Source organism: Burkholderia sp. Bp8986, assembly GCF_003854225.1.
GTDB lineage: Bacteria > Pseudomonadota > Gammaproteobacteria > Burkholderiales > Burkholderiaceae > Burkholderia.
In genome coordinates, this window is sequence record NZ_QTQM01000005.1 from 65,687 (window position 1) to 84,292 (window position 18,606).

An 18,606-nucleotide genomic window follows, 5' to 3' on the forward strand; every position below is an offset into this window, starting at 1 on the left:
GCGATGCTGTCGATCGAAGTCTGCTACGCGCTGCCGGATCGCCAGACGCTGATTCCGGTGTCGCTGCCCGAAGGCGCGACCGTGCGCGCGGCGATCGACGCGAGCGGCGTGCTCGCGCTGCACCCGGAAATCGACCTCGCGCACACGAAAACCGGCATATTCGGCAAGCTCGCGCCGCTCGACGCGCCGCTCGCCGACCACGACCGCGTCGAGATCTACCGCCCGTTGATCGTCGATCCGAAGCTCGCGCGTCAGCGGCGCGTCGACAAGACCCGCCGCGAGGGCTCCGTCGAGGGCCGCAAGTGGATGCACAAGGACGCGCGCTGACGCGTCGCGTCGGCGTTGCTGCATCTTCTCCGTTCCGATTCGTCAGACCAGGCGCGGCGGCGCTCAGTGCGCCGTGACGTTCGCGTTCACGGCCGCGCTGCCGGGCATGTTGCCGCCCGCATGCGTGTCGTTGTGCCGGCGCACCGACCCGTAGACGCCCGCCAGCAGCAGGGCGAGCGCCACGATCTCGAGTACGCGCGGCATCCGCTGATCGTAGACGAACGCATAGAGCATCGCGAACACGGTTTCGAACACGATCAGCTGGCCGGACAGCGTGAGCGGCAGCCGCTTCGACGCCGCGTTCCACAGTCCGTTGCCGAGCCACGACGCGCCGATCGCAAGCACGAGGTTCAGCAGCCAGAACAGGTGCCAGCGCGATGCCGGAACGGCGGCCTGCACCGTGCCGGCCGGCAGCGCGAGGATCGCGAGCCAGCAGAGGCCGCCGATCAGCCCCGTCACGACACCCCACAGCACCGACCACTCGTTGCCGCCGAAATGAGGGTGGCGCTGCAGGTAGCGCGTGTTCGCGACCGCGTACCAGGTCCAGCTCGCGAGCGCGCCGCTTGCGCACGCGATGCCCGCGAGCTTCTGGCCGAGCGTCGTCGCCTGCGCGGCTTCCGACGTGAAGAGGTCGACGTTGATGCAGACGATGCCGGCGATCACCAGCGCGAGCGGGGCGGCGAGGCGCCGCAGCGGCATCGCGCCGTGGTCGCCGACGCCCGCGAGCGTGACGGTCACGGGCAGCACGCCGACGATCAGCGAGCTGGGTGCGATGCCGATCAGGTGCACGGCACCGGACAGCAGCATGTAGTACGCAACGTTGCCGATCAGCGCGAGCTTCGCGAGCGCGACGAGGTCCTCGCGGGTCAGCCGGGCGAGCAGCGAGCGGGCGGCCGGCAGGGCCGCCGCCAGCGACACGAGGCCGTACATCGCATAGCGGCCCGCGCTCAGCAGCAGCGGCGAGAAGTCGGTCATCAGCCGCGGCACGAGAAAGACCATGCCCCACAACGCGCCCGCGAGGACGCCATACACCACACCGCGCTGCATCGACTGCTCCGAACGAAAGACTGACGAGCGCGCATCTTAACGACGGCGGCGCGACCGCGTCTTGTTCATTCCTGCACTCGGGAGCGGGACGTGGGAAGGATCGGCTGCAAGCGCCGCCGCGACCCGGTCCTGTTTGACCGGGGGCTGCGGTGGGTCGCGTTGCCCTTCGACGATCAACCGATCAGCGCTCGACCGGCTCGGCCGCCGCAGCACTGTCGCCCGCCGCGGCTGCACGCGCGGGGCGGCGCACGGTGCGCAGCTTGCCGCTGTTGCCGCCGCCGCAGTAGAAGAGGTCGCGGCCGTCGGACTCCAGCCCCGACACGCCGACGCCGGGCGGCATGTCGACCTGTTCGAGCACTTGCCCGGTGCGCGGGTCGATCCGCCGCAACGCGCTCTCGTCCGCTTCCCAGGTGCCGTGCCACAGCTCGCCGTCGACCCACGTCACGCCGGTGACGAAGCGGTTCGATTCGATCGTGCGCAGCACGGCGCCCGATTGCGGATCCACCTGATGAATCTTGCGTTCGCGGTACTGGCCGACCCACAGCGTGCCTTCCGCCCAGGCCAGCCCCGAATCGGCGCCGCCGCCGGGCGCGGGGATCGTCGCGAGCACGCGGCCGGAGTCGGGATCGATCTTCTCGATACGGTCCTCGACGATCTGGAACAGGTGGCGCCCGTCGAACGCGGTGCCTGCGTGCGCGGCGACGTCGAGTGCGCGCACGGTCGTGCCGCGTTCCGGGTCGAGCGCGTTCAGCTTGTCGCCGGACGCGAACCACACGTGCCGCCCGTCGAACGTGACGCCGTGTACGCCGTCGACGCCCGGAAACGGGCCGTATTCGCGGAGGATGTCTGCGGTGGAGCGTTTCATGTTTGTCACCTCGTCGTTGGTATCCCCATCCTAGTCGCCCGGCAGCGGCGCGGGGAGTAACAAGGTCGTCGCGAATCCGGGCAGCGGCGGCGTCATCCAGCGGCGCGCGCGACCGCGGCCGACCGCCTGCACCTTGTCCGCTTCGGCGAGCGCATCGAGCGCGCGCTGCACGGTGCGCGGGTTCACGCCGAGTGCGAGCGCCAGCGCGGAGCTCGACCACGCCTCGCCGTCCGCGAGCAGCGCGAGCACGGCCGCGTGGCGGTCGTCGACCGGACGCGCGAGCACGACGGCCTCGTGCGGGCCGAGCGGTTCGAGCGCGAAGCCGCTCGGCGTCGCAGTGATGTTCGCGAGCGGCCGCAGCACCGCGCGCAAGCGGCCGATCTCGACGCGCAGGCGGGCGCGATGCGATTCGTCCGCATGTCTCGCGCGAAACGCCGCGGCGACGAGCGTGTTTCTCGACACGTCGCCGGGCCACGCCTCGCCCAGTGCGCGGGCGAGCACGAACAGCACCGGGCGGCGTGCGAGCGACACGGTCGTGCGCGCGTCGCGCACCGCGTGGCGGCATGCATCGACGACCAGCGCGTTCGATGCCAGCAGCGCCTCGACCTCGTCGAGCAGCACGAGCCGCGACGCACCGCGCGCGATGAGTCGCGCGGCCGGCGTATCGAGCATGCGGGCGGCCGTGTCGACTTCGGCCGTCAGCGCGGCGATGCCGGCGTCCCGTGCGGCCGCGCGCGCACGGGCGAGCGCCAGGCGCGCCGCGTGCGGGCGGATGCGGCGCATCGCGATGCCGGCCGCGATCAGTTCATGAGCTGCGCGCGATGCGGCGGGCAGCGGTGCGGGATCGAGGCTCGCGAGCCGCTGTTCGGCATCCCCGACGTGCCCGATCAGCAGCAGCCGGCGCACGCCGAGATAGCGCGCATGCGCGGCGTTCGTGCGGTCGCCGTGTGCGTCGAGCGTCGCGCAGGCGGCGTCGAGGGCGCGCGACGGCCAGCCGAGGTCGCGTGACGCCAGCGCGATCTCGGCCTCCGCGACGACGCAGCGCGCCCGCGCGACGGCTTCCTTCGCGCCGAACGCGCGAGCCGCGCTGCGCACGAGCGCGCGTGCGCGCTCGAAATCGCCGAGCTGGGCCATCGCGATTCCGCGCAACGCGAGCGCCGGTGCGTCGTCGCGCAACGCGACGCGGTTCAGCGCGCCGAGCGGGTCGCCCGCCGCGAGCGCCCGCGCGGCGGCCGTGATCAGCGAATCCATCCGAATCCCGACACAGTTGTCACTCCCTCCGGTTCGACGCCCGGTCCTAATCTAGCACCACGCACACGGCAGATGTGCCGTGCCCGGATATCCATCGAAAGGAGGAACCCGTAATGACGAACCATCTCACCGGAACGCGCGACGAATGGCTGGCTGCGCGCCGCGCGCTGCTCGATGCGGAAAAGGCGCTGACCCGGCAGGGCGACGAACTCGCGCGGCGGCGCCAGGCGCTGCCGTGGGTGCGCGTCGACAAGGCCTACCGGTTCGACACCGAACGCGGCCCGGCGACGCTCGACGATCTGTTCGGCGGCCGCTCGCAACTGCTCGTCTATCACTTCATGTTCGGCCCCGACTACAAGGCCGGCTGCCCGTCGTGCTCGGCGCTCGCCGACGGCTTCGACGGTTTCGCGGTCCACCTCGCGAACCACGACGTGACGCTCGCGGCGGTGTCGCGCGCGCCGCTTGCGAAGCTGCTGGCATACCGGCAGCGGATGGGCTGGCACTTTCCGTGGGCGTCGTCGGACGGCGGCGAGTTCAACTTTGACTTCAACGTGTCGTTCACCGAAGCGCAGCAGCGCGCCGGCGACGTCGAATACAACTATGCGCGCGCCGCCCACGCGATGGACATGGACCCGCCGCCCGCCGCGCTCGCCCAGTTCGCGGCGACGTGCGGCACCGACGCCGCGACGTACGCGCGCGACCGGCCGGGGATGAGCGCGTTCGTACGCGAGGACGGCATCGTCTATCACACGTATTCGACGTACGCGCGCGGGCTCGACGGGCTGTGGGGGATGTACCAGTGGCTCGATCGCGCGCCGCTCGGGCGCAACGAGACGGGCGTGTGGTGGCGCCGTCATGACGAGTACGCACGCGGTTGAGCGCGGCCCGGCGAGCCGCGGGAGCGGGCGATGAGCACGGCGACGAAACGGGCTGTTGCTGCTGCCGCGGGCGGCGGCCGGCGGGTGTTCGGCGCCGCGCTCGTCGCGGTATGGGCCGCCGCGATCTGGGCGACGCTCGCGCAGCACGCATCGATGGACGCGATGGGCGGCATGCCGATGGCCGGCGGCTGGACGCTGTCGGCCGGGTGGCTCAGGCCGTGCGGATGGCAGGCTGGGCGCGCGTTCGCCGCATTCGCCGGGATGTGGGGCGCGATGACGGTGACGATGATGCTGCCGGTGCTGGCGCCGGTGCTCTGGCGATGTCGGCAACGTCTCGGCGCGGCGGACGACGCGCGTGCGGCATGGTTCGTCGCGGTCGCGGGCACCGCGTATTTCTCCGTGTGGATGGCGCTCGGCGCGCTGGTGTTTCCGGTCGGCACTGCATGGGCGGCGGCCGCCGCGCGGCTGCCCGCGCTCGCCGCCACGGTGCCGTTCGCGGCTGGCGCGATCGTGCTCGGCGCGGGCGTGCTGCAGTTTTCCGGCTGGAAGGCGCGCCGGCTCGCTTGCTGCCGGCATGCGCCGGACGACGCATGCGCGCCGCGGGCGGCAGCCCGGGCTGCGGTCGCGTGGCGGTACGGCGTGCGTACCGCGCTACGGTGCGGTGCCTGCTGCGGGAACCTGATGGCCGTCGCACTGGCGGCCGGCATGATGGACCTGCGCGTGATGGCCGTCGTGACCGTGGCGGTCGCCGCCGAGCGGCTGGCGCCGGCCGGCGTTCGCGTCGCGCGGATCGTCGGCGGGGTCGCGATCGGCGCCGGCGCGGCGATGATCGCGTGGGCCGCGGCCGGGCTGGCCTAGCGGCGCCCGGGGCTGCCGGCGCGCGTCGAACGGGGCCGGCGCAGGCGCCGTCGGCAGGTCCGGCGTCGTGCGGCAACGGCGGGCGATCGGCCCGATTCCGGCCGGCTGCGCGAATGGGCCGATGCGGGGGTGAAACGAAAGGCGATCGAAAACGAACCGAACGGCGATCCGAACGATTCGGCCCCCGGGCGCCTGAAGGCGGCTAACCCGTTGTTCGTGTTGTGAAAATTCGCAGCGCTTCGCGTATAATTCGCTTTTGCGCCCATAGGATTTGCCATGCGTCTGATCCAAAAAGCACTCACTTTCGATGATGTGCTCCTCGTTCCCGCCTTTTCCGACGTTCTCCCGCGCGACACCAGCCTGAAGACCAAGCTGACCCGCAACATCTCCCTGAACATGCCGCTCGTGTCCGCCGCGATGGACACGGTCACCGAAGGTCGCCTCGCGATCGCGATGGCGCAGCAGGGTGGTGTGGGCATCGTCCACAAGAACCTCACGCCGGCCGAGCAGGCTCGCGAAGTCGCGAAGGTCAAGCGTTTCGAATCGGGCGTCGTGCGCGACCCGATCACGGTTCCGCCGCAGATGAAGGTGCGCGACGTGATCGCGCTGTCGCGTCAGCATGGCATCTCGGGCTTCCCGGTCGTCGAAGGCCCGCAGCTCGTCGGCATCGTCACGAACCGCGACCTGCGTTTCGAATCGCGCCTCGACGAACCGGTCAAGTCGATCATGACGCCGCGCGAGCGTCTCGTCACCGTCAAGGAAGGCACGCCGCTCGCCGAAGCGAAGGCGCTGATGCACAGCCACCGCCTCGAGCGCGTGCTGGTCGTCAACGACGCGTTCGAACTGCGCGGCCTGATGACCGTGAAGGACATCACGAAGCAGACCGAACACCCGGATGCGTGCAAGGACGAACACGGCAAGCTGCGCGCAGGCGCGGCGGTCGGCGTCGGCCCGGACAACGAAGAGCGCGTCGAGCTGCTGGTGCAGGCCGGCGTCGACGTGATCGTCGTCGATACCGCGCACGGCCACAGCAAGGGCGTGCTCGAGCGCGTGCGCTGGGTCAAGCAGAACTTCCCGCACGTCGAGGTGATCGGCGGCAACATCGCGACGGCCGCCGCCGCGAAGGCGCTCGTCGAATACGGCGCGGACGCGGTCAAGGTCGGTATCGGCCCGGGCTCGATCTGCACGACGCGGATCGTCGCGGGCGTCGGCGTGCCGCAGATCAGCGCGATCGCGAACGTCGCGGAAGCGCTGAAGGGCACCGGCGTGCCGTGCATCGCCGACGGCGGCGTGCGTTTCTCGGGCGACGTGTCGAAGGCCCTCGCGGCCGGCGCGAACGCGGTGATGATGGGCAGCATGTTCGCGGGTACCGAAGAGGCGCCGGGCGACGTGTTCCTCTACCAGGGCCGCCAGTACAAGTCGTACCGCGGCATGGGTTCGGTCGGCGCGATGAAGGACGGCGCGGCGGACCGCTACTTCCAGGACAACTCGGCGAACATCGACAAGCTCGTGCCGGAAGGCATCGAGGGCCGCGTCGCGTACAAGGGTTCGGTCAACGCGATCCTGTTCCAGCTGGTCGGCGGCGTGCGCGCGAGCATGGGCTACTGCGGTTGCCGCACGATCGACGAACTGCACGACAAGGCCGAATTCGTCCAGATCACCGCGGCGGGCATGCGCGAGTCGCACGTGCACGACGTGCAGATCACGAAGGAAGCACCGAACTACCACGTGGACTGATCGCCGATGAAACCGCTGCTGCGAGCCGTGCTGATCGTCGATGCCGTGCTGCTGCTGGCGTTCGGCGTGCTGTTCGTGCTGACGCCCTGGCAGGCGCTGTTCAACGCGCTGCAGCTGGCGAACATCCAGCCGGCGATGCTCGGCCAGGCGTTCGGCATCGCGCTGCTCGGCCTCGCGTGGCTCGCGTTTCATGCGGCGCTCAACGGTGATCTCACGGCGCCCGTCGCACGTGCGGTCGGCCATGTGAACTGGCTGATCGGCGTGCTGGCGGTCGTGTGGTCGTTCGGCACCGGCAACGGTCCCGCGCTCGCGGCCGCCGGCCGCGTGCTGTCGGCGATGGCCGGGGTCGCGCTGATCTTGCTGGGCCTCGGCGGCGTGCGGCTGGCATCGACCGTGCGGCGGCGCGAGAAGGCGGAAAGGGTGGAACGGGCGCAGGCGCCCGACGCTCGGGACGCGAAGCGCCCGGCCGAACCAGCGGTGGCCTCCGCGCCGCGGCAGCGGGTCGAACCGGTCGTCAGCCGTCCGGCGGCGCCCTCGGCGCCGGCCGCGGCCACCACGTCGGCCGCATCCGACCGCGCGTCAGGCAGCGTCGCATTCGACGCCCGCCCGCCGTTGCAGGATTGACCGGCGATGCGTCGCGCGAGCCGCCTGCCGCCCGACGCCGCTGTCCATGCTTTTGACGCAGCGCTTCGTGCGCTGCTTTTCTTATTCTCTTCATCCCGTCCGCAGCCATGCACGACAAAATCCTGATTCTCGACTTCGGTTCGCAAGTCACCCAACTGATCGCGCGCCGCGTGCGCGAAGCGCACGTCTACTGCGAAATCCACCCGAACGACGTGTCCGACGACTTCGTCCGCGAGTTCGCGCCGAAGGCGGTGATCCTGTCGGGCAGCCACGCGAGCACGTACGAAGACCACCAGCTGCGCGCGCCGCAGGCCGTGTGGGATCTCGGCGTGCCGGTGCTCGGCATTTGCTACGGCATGCAGACGATGGCCGTGCAGCTCGGCGGCAAGGTCGAGTGGAGCGACCATCGCGAATTCGGCTATGCGGAAATGCGCGCGCACGGCCATACGCGCCTGCTCGACGGCATCGAGGATTTCAAGACGGATGAAGGCCACGGGATGCTGAAGGTCTGGATGAGCCACGGCGACAAGGTTGCCGAGCTGCCGCCGGGCTTCGCGCTGATGGCGTCGACGCCGAGCTGCCCGATCGCCGGCATGGCCGACGAGGCGCGCGGCTACTACGCGGTGCAGTTCCACCCGGAAGTCACGCACACGGTGAAGGGCCGCCAGATCATCGAACGCTTCGTGCTGCAGATCGCCGGCGCGAAGCCCGACTGGATCATGAAGAACCACATCGAGGAAGCCGTCGCGAAGATTCGCGAGCAGGTCGGTGACGAGGAAGTGATTCTCGGCCTGTCGGGCGGCGTCGATTCGAGCGTCGCGGCCGCGCTGATCCACCGCGCGATCGGCGACCAGCTGACCTGCGTGTTCGTCGACCACGGTCTGCTGCGCCTGAACGAAGGCCAGATGGTGCTCGACATGTTCGAGGGCCGCTTGCATGCGAAGGTCGTGCACGTCGACGCATCCGAGCAGTTCCTCGGCCACCTGGCCGGCGTGACCGATCCGGAAGCGAAGCGCAAGATCATCGGCCGCGAGTTCGTCGAGGTGTTCCAGGCCGAGGCGAAGAAGCTGTCGAAGGCGAAGTGGCTCGCACAGGGCACGATCTACCCTGACGTGGTCGAATCGGGCGGCACGAAGACCAAGAAGGCGACGACGATCAAGAGCCACCACAACGTCGGCGGCCTGCCGGAAACGCTCGGCCTGAAGCTGCTCGAGCCGCTGCGCGACCTGTTCAAGGACGAAGTGCGCGAACTCGGCGTCGCGCTCGGCCTGCCGCCGGAGATGGTGTACCGCCATCCGTTCCCGGGCCCGGGCCTCGGCGTGCGGATTCTCGGCGAAGTGAAGCGCGAATACGCGGACCTGCTGCGTCGCGCGGATGCGATCTTCATCGAGGAGTTGCGCGGCACGACCGCCACCGCGCAGGACGCGGCAGCGGGCCTGTGCGGCGAGGCCGACGTCGGCAAGACCTGGTACGACCTGACGAGCCAGGCGTTCGCGGTGTTCCTGCCGGTGAAGTCGGTCGGCGTGATGGGCGATGGCCGCACGTACGACTACGTGACGTCGCTGCGCGCGGTGCAGACCACCGACTTCATGACCGCGCACTGGGCGCACCTGCCGTACGCGCTGCTCGGCCGTGCGTCGAACCGGATCATCAACGAGGTGCGCGGGATCAACCGCGTGGTGTACGACATCTCGGGCAAGCCGCCGGCGACGATCGAGTGGGAGTGATTCAAAATCGGCTCACGTCGTCTCAAGCAGTATCAAAAATCGATCGTTAGCCTTTTGCGTCAAGGGTTTGAGTGATTCAGGGGGTGTCATCCTGTATCACTCAATCCCGGTCATTCGGGCGGTACGAATGACGGTACGGCATGAGACGGCTGGAAAAGCCACACGAAGTACCGTCAGACGGTCTGACGGTATCGTGCGGCAAACCAGACCGGAGGCCGATTTTGCTGACAGACCGAGAACTGGGCGCCATCAAGCCCAGGGAAAAAACCTTCAAGGTGACCGACCGCGACGGCATGTATGCCGCCGTCCTGCCCACGGGCACCATTTCCTTCCGCTACGACTACCGTTTAAACGGGCGGCGCGAGACGCTGGCCATTGGCCGATACGACGCCGACCTGGCCCGCGCTCCGACTCGCGAACTGGATGCGCTCGAATACGGCATGGACATGTCACTGCGAGAGGCGCGTTCGCTGCTGGATCGCGCCAGGCGCGACGTGGAGCGGGGCGCATCGCCATCACGCGCCAAAGTCGAGAAGCGCACCGCTGCAGCCGAAGCGCTGACATTCGGCGGATGGGCCGAAAGCTATTTCGCCCACAAGGCAGACCCAAAGAGCGGCGCCGAGCAGCTGGCGGACAGCACCCTGGCGTTTCGCCGTTCCACGTATCGTCGCGTCATCGAACCGGAGTTCGGCAAACTTCGCCTGGACGAAGTGACGCCGCAGCGGCTGAAGCGCCTGTGCGACACCACGAAAGACAAGCGCGGGCCTGCCGTAGCGGTGCACGTGCGGGAAGTCGTGCAGGCGGTGTTTCGACATGCGCAGGGCAGCGGCCAGGCGGTAAGCAATCCGGCAGAAGCCATCCGCGCCAGCACAATCGCCTCATTTGAACCGCGCGACCGCGCATTGTCGCCGGCCGAAATTCGCACGTTCCTGACGGCGCTGGAGCAGGTTGCCACGACGCCAACACTGCGGCTGGCGCTGAAATTCGTTTTGCTGACTGGCGTGCGGAAAGGCGAGTTCATCGACGCCGTGTGGGCCGAAGTCGATTTCGACGCCGAACGCTGGACCATCCCGCCCGAACGCATGAAAGCCGGAAAGGCGCACGTCATCCCGCTGAGTGAACAGGCGCTGGATATCCTGGTGGCGCTACGGTCCTGCTTTGGCGCGAGCAAATACCTGCATCCAGGCCGCTATGACCACGATTTACCCATCAGCAACGCGACGCTGAACCGCGTGATTGACGCAGCGGTGGAGCGTATTCGAAAGGACGATCCGGAATTCCAGACGTTCGGCGTGCACGACCTTCGGCGCACGTTCTCCACCGGCCTGAACCGCGCGAAGTTTGATGAGCGGTGGATTGAAATGTCGCTGGCGCACGCGCCGCGCAACCGGATTGCCGCTGTCTACAACGTGAACCGCTACCTGTCAGAGCGGAAGATCATGCTGCAGTGCTGGGCCGACATGATCGACGCCTGGATGCGCGGCGAGTCTGCGCGCGAGCTGATTGCCGATGCCAAGCGGCGCGCGGCCGAAATCCACGAAGATGACCTGGACGACGACCTGTAAGCGCGCACCGTCTCAGCAGAACCCGGCTTCGGCCGGGTTTTTTTATGCGGCGCTGTCTCAGTGGTGAACGCGCGTGATGGTGGATGATGGTTCGGCAAATCCCACCGGGGGAATTGAGCGGCACGGATCAAGAGAATGGTTCCATGCAATCTCACTTGGAGCCGCACAAAATGCTCAATGCAAAAAAGCTTGGCCTTGAGGTCTTTCTTCGTGAATCGCAACTGCTTGGCGAGCGGTTCGTTCCCTTCACGAAGGCCACACTCTGGCGGAAGGTTCGGGACAAAAGCTTTCCGCAGCCGGTGAAGCTTTCCGCTGGCGTGACCGCCTGGAAGCTGAGTGACATTCAGGAATGGCAGCGCGCGCAATTGGACGCCGCGAGCGCGCAATAAAAATGGAGGACCGCCAAAAATGACAGCCCTCCATCAAAACGAAAAAAATCTGCGTACTGCTAATTATAGCACCAAGAAAATGCTGACCGTCGAAGATTTCAAGTCGTGGCAACGAGTGACAGAAGTTGCGCGCGCAGAACTGGAAGATGATATTCGCAGCCAAGCGGTGGATTCCCTGGTGCGTTACGTGACACGCGAAATGTCGAAGGGCGGCAGCTTGCAACAGGCGGGGGATGCGTTCCTTTCCATCAGCAAGGAATTGTGCTTCCCGTACTCGCACATCGACGCTGCACGTTCCGCCCTGATCGAAATGGGGTGGAAGCACGAATGACCATCCCGACGATTGACGATGTGGTGTCTGGCCTGCGCGGTGAGGCGCCGCGAGCGTTGCCGCCAGCGCGTGGCGGGCAGCCTGGGGGCATCGCGATTGCGAAGCCAGGGCCGGCAAAGCCTGCTACCCATGCGCCCGCGCCGGCCACCAGGGCGCTGACTGATCCCGTAAATCAGTACGGATTCCCTGACCAATCGGACAAGGGCCTGCCGATGAATACGCGCGAAAATCTCGAATACGTGTTGGAGTGCTACGGTATCACCGCCCGGTACAACGTGATCCGCAAGAAAATCGAGGTCCTGATTCCGGGCCATGCCACGTCCGTTGACAACAAGCAAAAGGCGACGCTGGCTGAAATCACTTCCATCTGCGCGCGCAACCGCATGCCAAAAACCGATATCGACCAGTACCTGGTCGCCATCGCGGATCGCAATCAGCACAACCCCGTCAAGAAGTGGATCGAATCGAAGCCGTGGGATGGCGTGAGCCGCTTCGATGCCCTGGCGGCGACTATCGAGCTGGCGGAATGCTACCCCGCTGCCATGCGCGACGCGCTGCTGCGCCGCTGGCTGATTTCGGCCGTGGCTGCCGCATTCATGCCGGAAGGCTTCGAAGCGCACGGCGCGCTAGTGTTCACTGGCCCCCAGGGTGCCGGTAAGACGCGCTGGTTTAAGCGTCTGGCGCCGGCAGAAAGCAACCTGGTGTTGACTGGCGCCATGCTGGACCCGGCGAACAAAGACACGATCATCACGGCCGTGTCGCATTGGATTGTCGAGCTGGGCGAAGTCGATGCGACGTTCAAGAAAGCCGACATTGCACGCCTGAAAGCGTTCATCACGCAGAGCACGGACAAATTCCGGCGCCCGTATGAGCGTGAGGACGACGAACGCGACCGCCGCACTGTTTTCTGCGCGTCAGTGAATGATGCGAACTATCTGGTGGACGACAGCGGGAACCGCCGCTGGTGGACCGTGGCCGTTGATCGGATCGACTATCAGCACACCATCGACATGCAGCAGCTTTGGGCCGAAGTGCTGACGTGGTTCAAGGCCGGCGAACAGTGGCACCTGACGGCCGACGAGAACACGCGCCTGAAGGCGATCAACGACGGGCATGAGCAGAGCGACCCTATCGCTGAATTGATCCTGGCTGCGTTTGACCCATCGGCGCCGGAAGTGAAGCACATGCAGGCTTCGGAAGTGCTGCGCGTTATCGGGTATAGCCAGCCGACCAGCGTTCAGGCTTCCAAGGCTGGAAAAGCCTTGGCGAAGCTGGGATTCCGCAAGTCCAAGAACGAAGGCCGGCAAGGATTCTGGATGCCGCGCAGCCGCAATGAGCGATGGCAGCCAGACGACGACGGACGCCCGTTCTAGCCGACGTGCCAGCAGCCCCGCCATCGAGCGGGGTTTTTTGTTGCCCGCTGCAGCGAGGGTACCCCGCCGGACGCGAATTTTCGCGCCTACCCCGCCGCGAAACCCTTGCCGCATAAGGCTCTGGGCAGGCGGGGTATGACGGGGTACCCAATATAAAGAAAAGGAACGACCTATGTAATGTTGCTTACATAGGTCGATGTACTCTTAGAAAATGCCCACCCCGCCATACCCCGTACCCCGCTGATGCCCCGACGAACGCCATTGCACCATGTCCTAGATGACATGCGCCAGCTATCCATCGCGCTGCTGAGAGAGCGCAGGTTTGCGTCGCGTGCTGGTGATGTGCTGCTGCTGGTTGGTGTGGCCATCGGCGACCTGGAGGCCAGGCCAATGACAGCGTTCAAGCTGGCCCAGTACATCGGCATGCCGCGTCCTACGGTCGTGCGCAAGCTGGCGAGAATGGCGCGTGCTGGGCTGGTGAAGCGTGATGGCAGAGGCAGATACGGCCTGACCGACGAAGGCCGCAGACGAGCTGCCGGCGTGGCCTGATGCGCGCCTGGATGCACCGCGCTGGGGCATCGCGGGTCCTTCCCCCGGCCGCCAGGGTACGGGGGCAAGGCTTCCGCACCTTTCGATATCTGCGTGGCCCCAAACGTCCCATTTCCGTTTCCCATTGTGAAATGCGGTGAACGTTCGTTCGCAAACAGTGGAAATTCCACAGGAGGAATTGCGCATCGAAAAGCGGAACAATGCGGGAAAACTCACCACAAGGATTCCCGAACATGATCGAAAACGAACAACGCCCGCTGTCGCACTTCAGCGACGCAGAGATTAACGCCGCCTTTGAGCGCACCTTCGCCGGCACGCGTGGCCACGTTGAAGGCCGCGCGGTGCGCACGAACCCGCTGCATGGCGCATTCGGTGAAGCCGGCCGCGCTATGCCGCCCGTCTATCAGCAAGGCAGCGGTGAGAGCGCAAGATTCATCCCGGTGGGTGGCGAGGCCGCGACGATGGTGCGGCTCAACCTGGCCGACTTCATCAGCAACACGATCCAGGCCGACAACGTCCACGTAGTGAACGAGAAGCCGGCCGGCGAAACGCATGTTATCGATCCGGTCGCAGAGATTTCGGCCCGCAGCGCGGCCGTGCAAGCAGGCGTGCGCCTGGTGCTGGCGCATCCCCGCGATCAAGCGATCGGCATCAACGGCGAACAGACCAGCGGGTTGTTTGGCCTGTACCGCGACAGCGCGCTGGTGCGCCGTACCCTGCCGGCGAATTTCACGGACGTGGCAGACGGCACCGCAGCAGCAGCGCAGGCGCTGCCGTTCAAGGACAAGGAATATGGCTGGCCCGACGCGCCCAGCGCGGCGTTCTCCACAAACGTGACGCGCAAGATGGACAAGGCAGTCGGCGGCGGCGAAACCCTGTGGTCCTGCATGCTGGACGCCATCCTGGGCGGCCTGGCGCAGTACGTTGACCGCGTTTTCTTCGCGGCCCTGGCGGCGACGAACCCGACCGCGTTCAGCTTCAACAAGGTGGCCGCGCAGTTCCTGCAGGAAAGCGACATTCGAGCCGTCACGAACGGCACGGGCGCGGGCTATCGCGGCGATGGCGTGTTCAGCGTGCAGGGCGTGCCGGCGATGCTGTCGGCGCAGGCTGGTGCCCCGTACATCTTCGCACCGGGCACCTGCGTGGCCGCGCTGTGGCATGACGTTGATATCAAAATTAACCGCCTGAACACGCAAGGCGACGCGCAGGTTACGTGCTTCGCATCTGCACAAGGCATCGTGCCGGATGCGAACGTGGTGTGGACGGCCGCGTAATGCTTGCCCGCCTTCGCGCCATGGTGGGCGGGCGAAAGCCCACCGCAGCGCCAGCCAGCGACGAGCTGCCAGTCGAAGCCGCAACCGTGATCGCTGGCGCTTCCTTTGTGGATCGCGGCGCGGACGACGAAGGAAACCCGCGCCTGCTGGTGATGACAGTGCACGGCACGTTTCGCTACTCGTTCGACGGCGCGCGCGACTGGCTGCGACAAGCATTCCCGGCGCTGAACGAAGCGCAGACTGCCCGCGCCGTGAAGCTGCTGGCCAGCCGCGTCACCGAGTTTAAACACACAGTCAACGCTAGCGCGGCGCACACGCAACGCAGTGCCTGGCGCGACTGGAAGCCATTGGAGTTCTGACGATGGAACAGCAAAAGGTTTCCCTCACACTCCCGCGCGATGTACGCGAGCAAATCGAAGCGCAGCGCCGTGCCATGTCGCAACGTGTCGGAGCAGAACTGAGTTTCAACCAGACGGCCACGGCATTGCTGCGGCGCGCGCTGGGCAACGCGAACGATTTCCAACCGAGCCGCGCGGGTTAATACGCGGACGCGAGCTCACGAGCGCGGTCCATCAGCGTGGGCACGGCCTGACCCCCTCCGTGTTGAGCCTGGGGGTTACCCCTTCGCGCTGGCTACCGACGCCGGAAGTATCGGAAGCAATCCTAAACATATGAGTACAACCACATGAGCACACGAAACACACTCACCGAAGCCGCCAACGCATGCGGCGAAGCGTCCGCGACGCTCGCGCGGTTCCGCGCGTTGCTGGCCGGCGCCGCGAACCTGGATGCTCCTGCTGTCGCACATGCGACGGTCGAGCTTCGGCGCCTAGCGACCCAGCTGGAAGTCACCGCAATTGCACTCGCAAATGCGACGCGCCAGGGGACGGCCGCATGAAAGCGCTGCTGACGAAGCTGTTTAAGCGACACGCCGAGCCTGCGGCGACCCACGAAGTCGCCCCGGCACCGGCGCCATCGCCGACCACGCGCAAGCCTGGCGGCAAGCGGCGATACAGCCAGCGCAAACCGCGCCATCCCGCACCGCATGGTGCGACGAGCATTGATCCGGCCGGCCCGCTGATCGAGCAGGCCCGCCAGGCCAGGGGCATCAAGCAATGAATGGTGTCGATCCGAACAACGTTTTCGCCCTGATTGCCGCAGCCATGGCAACGGCCGACGCGATCAGCCAGGACACGCGCCAGTCGCTGGATAGACGCGACGGTGCCGGCCGATTGCGTGACGCGCTACGCAGCTGGAAAGGCCTGGCATTCGAATATCGCGACTGGACGCCCGCAGCGTCGCGCGTACCCGCAACGACCGGAGCAAACGCACCATGAAAACATACCTGATGACCGCCACCGAACTGGCCGCGATCTTCGAAGTAACGCCGCGCCGTATCGGCCAGTATCGCGACGACCGAATGCTGCCGGCCATCGAGCGCGGCAAGTTCGACGTTTCCTGGCTGCTTTACCTGCGCAAGGGCGAAGAACGCGCCGAAGGACTGCGCAACCGTCCGAACCGCGACACGCTGGTGGCACTGGGCTGGCTCGCTGGCACCAATGACAAGCCGTCCGACGACGACTTGGCCGCGTTCGGCAAGCTGTTCGAACGCAACGGCCTGACGCGCGACGCTGCCCTGCTGGCAGTTGGCCGCGCCCAGCAACTGGTGGCGCGATGAGCGCGGTACGCCTTCCGTTTGCCGCAGAGGATGCCGGCCGCGCAGTTTTCCGCCGCGACAAGGATGCGCCCGACTGGGCAGCCCTGGTGGATCGCATTTTGGGTCCCGTCGTAACCGAAGCGGACCGCGAACGGCGGCGCGCTGATGCACTGGCGTTGTCGGCAGCCGCCATGAAAGCTGCCGAATAAATAAATCACTCGCAAATCGTAGATGAGCATTTCCGTACTCGTATCAAACCTTGCCCGCGCGCACGCCGCGTTCATTCATAACGGCCTGCAGCCGCTGGCGCTTCGCCCCGATGAGCCGGACGACGACCTGGCGCGCGACATTGAGCAGGCCGTCCAGCGGCATGCCGAGCGCCTGGGTGTGCGGCTGCCTTACTAATCCGCTGCAGCGGCGGCGTGCGGACGCGCTGCCGCTTCTTTGCGTGCCGATGGCGAAGGCGGCCGTACCATAGCTGTTGGGAAGTTGCGGGTAGGGGCTGCCGCAACTAGCGGAAGCGCATCCTAAGCATTACATTCCTCCATGTCTTGAAGCCTTGGGGGCGAGGAAAATGCCGGGGGTAATGCGTCTTCGCGTTTGGGACGTGGAGCACGGGGCGTGCGCCATGATTCAGCACGTCACACCGACGCTCGCTGGTGATGTGGGGGCGAGGCTGGCTATGATTGACGCCGGCAACTCCAAAGCGTGGTCACCCAGCACGTTCATTCGCTACGTCCTTGGCAGGACGATGCTCGACTACCTGTTCATTACCAACGCCGACCAGGACCACATGAGCGACCTGCGCGGGCTCGGCCTGGCTGGCGTGACCGTTGACACGCTGATTCGGAACACCTCGTACACCGGCACTACCATGAGGGCCATCAAGCTGGGCGGCGGCCCACTAACCGGCGATGCCGAATGGTATGTCGGGGCCTGCGACAGCTTCAATGTGCCCACAACGAGCCCATTCAATCAGTGCATGAACGGGATAACCTGCGCCACGTTCAGCAATGCGTTCCCGCGATTCATCGACACCAACAATCTCAGCCTGGTGGTGTTCATTCGCTATGGCGGCGTGACGTTTCTGTTTCCCGGAGACATTGAACGCGATGGGTGGCTTGCTTTGCTTGAGCGGCCAGATTTTCGGGCGTGGCTTGGTACGGTGGATGTGCTGATGGCTTCTCACCACGGGCGAGAAAATGGCTTCTGCAAAGAGGTATTCGAAATCTGCAGGCCGCAGGCGGTCGTCATATCCGACAAGGGAATCGTTCACGATACGCAACTGACCGTGCCGGACTATCGGGCCGTGGTGAGGGACGAAGGCGTGATCGTTCGGACCACCATGAAGCGTCGCCATGTGCTGACGACTCGCCGGGATGGCACGATCCAATTCGAAACTGACGACAGCGGGCGATTCTTTATCGATACGGAGTGTCAGGGATGAAAAACCGCTCCCCAGTCCTGAAGGCCGCAAACATGAAGTGGCTGGTATCGCTGGCGGCATTCGATGCGGCCGTGGTGCTGTTGTTCGTGGCGCCAGGCCTGATAGACGCCAGCACGCTGGCGATTCTCCGTGCGGGTTCGACCACGGCCCTTCCGGTGCTTGTTCTGCTGTTGACGGGGCTGCTGTCGCATGCAGCCAAGGCCAGGCTTGTCTACTGGAGGTTCACCAATCCGTTGCCTGGCAGCCAGGCATTCACGAAACACGCGCCAGCCGACGCCCGCATCGACATGAAGGCGTTGGCGAAGAACGTTGGTGCCTTGCCGACTGACCCAGGCGAGCAAAATGCGAAGTGGTACAAGCTATACCGCCAGGTGGGCGACGATCCTGCAGTAAGCGAAGCGCACAAGCTGTACCTGATGTACCGGGACATGGCGGCGATGTCGCTGCTGTTGATTCCATTGGTGCCTGCCGCGCTCTGGTACGCCGGGGCACCGCTGGGCAGCCGATGGCTCGCTGGCGCCTTGTTCGCCGCGCAATACGTGGTGTGCGCTATCGGCGCACGTCATAGCGGCGCGCGGTTCGTGTGCAACGTGCTGGCTGTCCACTCCACCACGAAGGTGAAGGCCGCGCCGGCTGCAAAGGTGTGATGTTCTCGCAAGTGGAAAGTATTCATGAACGTGAATAAGTAGCTGATTTTTAAGGGTTTT

Annotated in this window: 25 protein-coding genes; 22 read left to right on the forward strand and 3 right to left on the reverse strand. The window is 66.2% G+C overall.

Translation table 11 applies throughout. From position 1 onward, the window contains the following. The first annotated feature begins 3 nt into the window (after window positions 1-3). On the forward strand, window positions 4-327 hold the full coding sequence (locus DID99_RS07155) for an RnfH family protein (RefSeq protein WP_124520012.1): 324 nt from the start codon (window positions 4-6) through the stop codon (window positions 325-327). Window positions 328-390: 63 nt separating this feature from the next. On the opposite strand, the gene DID99_RS07160 is transcribed toward DID99_RS07155, so the two are convergent. The 3 genes from DID99_RS07160 to DID99_RS07170 all read right to left on the reverse strand — a co-directional run bounded on the left by DID99_RS07160 (window position 391) and on the right by DID99_RS07170 (window position 3,490). Continuing rightward, the gene (locus DID99_RS07160; protein ID WP_124570232.1) at window positions 391-1,374 is read right to left on the reverse strand and encodes a DMT family transporter; all 984 of its coding nucleotides are present in this window, start codon (window positions 1,372-1,374) and stop codon (window positions 391-393) included. Between the two features lie 181 nt (window positions 1,375-1,555). Next, window positions 1,556-2,239 (reverse strand): glutamine cyclotransferase, encoded by a 684-nt coding sequence (locus tag DID99_RS07165; protein WP_124570231.1) that lies wholly within the window; start codon window positions 2,237-2,239, stop codon window positions 1,556-1,558. 30 nt (window positions 2,240-2,269) lie between these two features. Continuing rightward, window positions 2,270-3,490 (reverse strand): helix-turn-helix domain-containing protein, encoded by a 1,221-nt coding sequence (locus tag DID99_RS07170; RefSeq protein WP_124520213.1) that lies wholly within the window; start codon window positions 3,488-3,490, stop codon window positions 2,270-2,272. A 113-nt stretch (window positions 3,491-3,603) separates the two neighbouring features. Between DID99_RS07170 and DID99_RS07175 the strand changes: the two genes are divergently transcribed. From DID99_RS07175 to DID99_RS07270, 21 genes are all read left to right on the forward strand, one after another. Beyond that, window positions 3,604-4,368 carry a DUF899 domain-containing protein gene (locus DID99_RS07175; protein WP_124570230.1) on the forward strand — a complete coding sequence of 255 codons (765 nt, stop codon included), beginning with the start codon at window positions 3,604-3,606 and terminating at the stop codon, window positions 4,366-4,368. Window positions 4,369-4,398: 30 nt separating this feature from the next. Further along, window positions 4,399-5,226, forward strand: coding sequence for a DUF2182 domain-containing protein (locus DID99_RS07180; RefSeq protein WP_124570229.1), 828 nt, complete (start codon window positions 4,399-4,401; stop codon window positions 5,224-5,226). A gap of 276 nt (window positions 5,227-5,502) precedes the next feature. Then, window positions 5,503-6,963, forward strand: coding sequence for an IMP dehydrogenase (gene guaB / locus DID99_RS07185; RefSeq protein ID WP_059464274.1), 1,461 nt, complete (start codon window positions 5,503-5,505; stop codon window positions 6,961-6,963). A gap of 6 nt (window positions 6,964-6,969) precedes the next feature. Then, on the forward strand, window positions 6,970-7,587 hold the full coding sequence (locus tag DID99_RS07190) for a hypothetical protein (RefSeq protein ID WP_044843751.1): 618 nt from the start codon (window positions 6,970-6,972) through the stop codon (window positions 7,585-7,587). A gap of 107 nt (window positions 7,588-7,694) precedes the next feature. After that, the gene (gene guaA, locus DID99_RS07195) at window positions 7,695-9,314 is read left to right on the forward strand and encodes a glutamine-hydrolyzing GMP synthase (protein WP_044843750.1); all 1,620 of its coding nucleotides are present in this window, start codon (window positions 7,695-7,697) and stop codon (window positions 9,312-9,314) included. A 140-nt stretch (window positions 9,315-9,454) separates the two neighbouring features. After that, on the forward strand, window positions 9,455-10,879 hold the full coding sequence (locus tag DID99_RS07200; protein ID WP_124666411.1) for a site-specific integrase: 1,425 nt from the start codon (window positions 9,455-9,457) through the stop codon (window positions 10,877-10,879). Window positions 10,880-11,022: 143 nt separating this feature from the next. Next, entirely contained in the window at window positions 11,023-11,268 is a 246-nt protein-coding gene (locus DID99_RS07205) for an AlpA family transcriptional regulator (RefSeq protein ID WP_260444558.1), read from the forward strand. A 19-nt stretch (window positions 11,269-11,287) separates the two neighbouring features. Beyond that, window positions 11,288-11,599 (forward strand): hypothetical protein, encoded by a 312-nt coding sequence (locus tag DID99_RS07210; RefSeq protein WP_124666412.1) that lies wholly within the window; start codon window positions 11,288-11,290, stop codon window positions 11,597-11,599. Beyond that, window positions 11,596-12,972, forward strand: a complete 1,377-nt coding sequence (locus DID99_RS07215; RefSeq protein WP_124666413.1) for a VapE domain-containing protein — start codon at window positions 11,596-11,598, stop codon at window positions 12,970-12,972. Before DID99_RS07210 ends, DID99_RS07215 begins: the two co-directional genes overlap by 4 nt. A 282-nt stretch (window positions 12,973-13,254) precedes the next feature. After that, window positions 13,255-13,521: a helix-turn-helix domain-containing protein gene (locus DID99_RS07220; RefSeq protein ID WP_185733742.1), complete on the forward strand. Its 267-nt coding sequence runs from the start codon at window positions 13,255-13,257 to the stop codon at window positions 13,519-13,521. Window positions 13,522-13,754: 233 nt separating this feature from the next. Beyond that, window positions 13,755-14,795, forward strand: a complete 1,041-nt coding sequence (locus DID99_RS07225) for a hypothetical protein (RefSeq protein WP_124666415.1) — start codon at window positions 13,755-13,757, stop codon at window positions 14,793-14,795. Continuing rightward, complete coding sequence (locus tag DID99_RS07230) at window positions 14,795-15,154, forward strand: hypothetical protein (protein ID WP_124666416.1); 360 nt, start codon at window positions 14,795-14,797, stop codon at window positions 15,152-15,154. Before DID99_RS07225 ends, DID99_RS07230 begins: the two co-directional genes overlap by 1 nt. A 2-nt stretch (window positions 15,155-15,156) precedes the next feature. Continuing rightward, complete coding sequence (locus DID99_RS07235) at window positions 15,157-15,336, forward strand: hypothetical protein (RefSeq protein ID WP_111939897.1); 180 nt, start codon at window positions 15,157-15,159, stop codon at window positions 15,334-15,336. A 144-nt stretch (window positions 15,337-15,480) separates the two neighbouring features. After that, on the forward strand, window positions 15,481-15,693 hold the full coding sequence (locus tag DID99_RS07240; protein WP_124666417.1) for a hypothetical protein: 213 nt from the start codon (window positions 15,481-15,483) through the stop codon (window positions 15,691-15,693). Further along, window positions 15,690-15,914 (forward strand): hypothetical protein, encoded by a 225-nt coding sequence (locus tag DID99_RS07245; RefSeq protein ID WP_124666418.1) that lies wholly within the window; start codon window positions 15,690-15,692, stop codon window positions 15,912-15,914. The genes DID99_RS07240 and DID99_RS07245 overlap by 4 nt, the downstream gene beginning before the upstream one ends. Continuing rightward, window positions 15,911-16,132 (forward strand): hypothetical protein, encoded by a 222-nt coding sequence (locus DID99_RS07250; RefSeq protein WP_124666419.1) that lies wholly within the window; start codon window positions 15,911-15,913, stop codon window positions 16,130-16,132. The genes DID99_RS07245 and DID99_RS07250 overlap by 4 nt, the downstream gene beginning before the upstream one ends. Continuing rightward, window positions 16,129-16,473: a hypothetical protein gene (locus DID99_RS07255; protein ID WP_260444559.1), complete on the forward strand. Its 345-nt coding sequence runs from the start codon at window positions 16,129-16,131 to the stop codon at window positions 16,471-16,473. Before DID99_RS07250 ends, DID99_RS07255 begins: the two co-directional genes overlap by 4 nt. Continuing rightward, window positions 16,470-16,661, forward strand: a complete 192-nt coding sequence (locus DID99_RS07260; protein ID WP_124666420.1) for a hypothetical protein — start codon at window positions 16,470-16,472, stop codon at window positions 16,659-16,661. Before DID99_RS07255 ends, DID99_RS07260 begins: the two co-directional genes overlap by 4 nt. 22 nt (window positions 16,662-16,683) lie before the next feature. Next, complete coding sequence (locus tag DID99_RS37155) at window positions 16,684-16,857, forward strand: hypothetical protein (RefSeq protein ID WP_185733743.1); 174 nt, start codon at window positions 16,684-16,686, stop codon at window positions 16,855-16,857. A gap of 223 nt (window positions 16,858-17,080) precedes the next feature. Further along, a complete protein-coding gene (locus DID99_RS07265) occupies window positions 17,081-17,899 on the forward strand; it encodes a ComEC/Rec2 family competence protein (RefSeq protein ID WP_260444560.1) in 819 nt (272 codons plus the stop codon). Then, entirely contained in the window at window positions 17,896-18,546 is a 651-nt protein-coding gene (locus DID99_RS07270) for a hypothetical protein (protein ID WP_124666422.1), read from the forward strand. Before DID99_RS07265 ends, DID99_RS07270 begins: the two co-directional genes overlap by 4 nt. The last annotated feature ends 60 nt before the right edge of the window (window positions 18,547-18,606 follow it).